The sequence below is a fragment of the Nonomuraea lactucae genome (genome assembly GCF_003313395.1).
GTDB lineage: Bacteria > Actinomycetota > Actinomycetes > Streptosporangiales > Streptosporangiaceae > Nonomuraea > Nonomuraea lactucae.
This window is the reverse complement of sequence record NZ_QNFZ01000612.1, coordinates 1-2,347: the sequence shown is the minus strand read 5'-3', so window position 1 is coordinate 2,347 and position 2,347 is coordinate 1. Positions and strand designations below refer to the sequence as shown.

The window sequence follows — 2,347 nt, the reverse complement described above, 5'->3', positions numbered from 1 at the left end:
GGCAGCGCGACGGGCGCCCGAAGCGGCGCGGCGGGCGGCCCGGCCGCCGGTCACCACGACGCCCCGCCGCTCCGGACGGGGCGTGGGTGGCGGCGGATCAGTTCTGCTCGGCGTTCTTCAGCTCCTCGCTGAGCTCGGCCCTGATGGCGTCCATGTCGAGCCCGCGGACCTGCCTGATGAGGTCCTCGAGCGCGGGCTCCGGGATGGCGCCGGGCTGGGCGTAGACGACGATGCCGTCGCGGATGGCCATCAGCGTCGGGATCGAGGTGATGTCGAACCCCTGCGCGAGGGCCTGCTCCGCATCCGTGTCGATCTTGCCGAACGTGATGTCCTCGTGCTTCTCCGAGGCCTTCTCGAAGATCGGCCCGAACATCCGGCACGGCCCGCACCAGGCCGCCCAGAAGTCGAGCAGGACGATGCCCTTGTCGGCGATGTCGTTGAAGTTCGTCTCGGTTACCTCGATGGTCGCCACAAGTGGCTCCTCGTATCGTCGTGGACGTCTCTGCGTCGTGTAAGTCCGTCGTCGTCGTGTAAGTCCGTCGTCTTCGCGTCGTGGAAGCGCGCCGCCGTCGGGTCCGCGGACCCCTGCCGGGGCTCATGCTGGACGCGTCACCACTTGTCAACCACGTACCCACCGCCAGCATTCCATGCCCGGGGGCCCGGCCGCGTCACGTCGGCCGGGCCTGGTGGGCTCGCGCCCGGGACGGCGAGGAGGGCGGGGTCAGCGGCCGGGCAGCGTGAGTCCGATGACCAGCGGGTCGTGGTCGGAGGAGCGGTAGGCGTCCGGCTGGTAGAGGCCGGGCGGGTTGAACTCGGTGTTGTAGTCGAGGATGCGTGGCTCGTCCGCGTTGATGTGCCAGATCGTGGCGCTGGTGACCCGCTTGAGCAGCTGCCGCCCGACGAGCGCGTGGTCGAGCTCGCCCGCCAGCCCGTCGAACAGGTAGCTGTAGCGCTGCCGCGCCGGCACGAACCTCTTGGTGACGCTGGCCAGGCCGCCCGCTTCGAGCGTGTCGACGGGGTCCTCCTCGCCGTAGGCGTTGAGGTCGCCGAGCACCATCGGGTTCGGCAGGTCCTCGACCAGCCCGAGCAGCGCCTCGGCCTGCTTGACGCGGGTGGCGTTCCAGCAGCCCTGCCCGTCGCCCTGGTCGGCGTCCGGCCCGCCGGTCGGGCAGGAGCCCTTGGACTTGAGGTGGTTGACGACCATGGTGAACGGCTGGCCGCCCCCTGCCCGGCGGAAGGTCTGGATGAGCGGCGGCCGGCTGAACACCGGGTCCTGCGACGCCCGCGGCTCGCCCACCGGCGCCAGCCTGGCGGGCTTGTAGATGAGGCCGACCTGAATCGCGTCCGTGCCGGGGTACGGGTGCGCGAGCGCGGCGTAGGTGCCCGCCCCGACCTCGGCGTTGACGGCGTCCACGAGGGCCTGCAGCGCGGTCTGGCCGTTGTTCTCGACCTCCATGAGGGCGACCGCGTCGGCGTCCATGCCCTTCAGCGCCGCCACCAGCTTGGCGAGCTGCCGCCGCTGCTCCTCGGCGTCGCTCGCGCCGCGCGAGCCGAGCGTGGTGAACCAGTTGAGCGTGTTGAAGGAGGCCACCTTGACGTTGCCGGCCACGGGGAACGGCCGCGACGGGCGCGGGTTGGCGTTCACGTACGTGATGGGCTTGGTGGGCTGCAGCCGGTAGGCGTCGAAGCCGTACCCGAGCACGCCGGTGACGCCGGCGGCCACGGCGCCCGCGCGCACCACGGGCGGGAGCGTGGCGGGGTTCTGCCTGGTGGAGCCGTCGTCGATGAGCAGCGAGCGGCGCCGGTTCAGCGCCGGGTCGACGCCCGGCCGGTCGGTCGGCTGGAACAGGCGCCCGCCGGAGGAGACCGTGACCTCCCCGAAGCGGCCCAGGTTGAAGTGCTCGCTGACCGTCAGCGGCTGGGGGAACGTGAGGAGCATGTTCTCGACGGGCTCCAGCCCGGCGCTGGGCAGCGTGTACGGCTGCGCCGCCACCGTGCCGGTGCCGCAGACGTCGACCGCGGTCACCGGGGACAGCTCGGTCCACCCGTTGAACTCGACCGCCCGGCCGGTCACGATGACCCGGTCTCCGGTTCTGACGTCCTTGAACGATTCGCGGGCGAACGCGAACAGCCCCTCGGAGGTGGCCGGGTCGGCGTCCGGCGACGGGTCCTGCAGGAAGAAGCCGTTCAGCTGGTCGCTCTTCTGGAAGTCGCCGGTGACGACGCCCTCGACCCGTACGGTCTGCCCGGCCAGGGGGGTGGCGTCGCCGCCGCCCTGGACCTGCGCGATGCGGTGGGTCGGCGGGGTGTCGCAGGGGGCGGCCGGCGCCGCGGCGGCGGGGGTGGC

The 2,347-nt window shown here is 72.2% G+C and carries 2 protein-coding genes; both read right to left on the bottom strand.

From position 1 onward, the window contains the following. Window positions 1–97: 97 nt before the first annotated feature. Window positions 98–472 carry a thioredoxin gene (trxA, locus tag DQW85_RS24245; protein ID WP_113702338.1) on the bottom strand — a complete coding sequence of 125 codons (375 nt, stop codon included), beginning with the start codon at window positions 470–472 and terminating at the stop codon, window positions 98–100. Window positions 473–721: 249 nt separating this feature from the next. Beyond that, the coding region (locus DQW85_RS24240; RefSeq protein WP_113702337.1) for an ExeM/NucH family extracellular endonuclease at window positions 722–2,347 on the bottom strand (1,626 nt) is incomplete at its 5' end.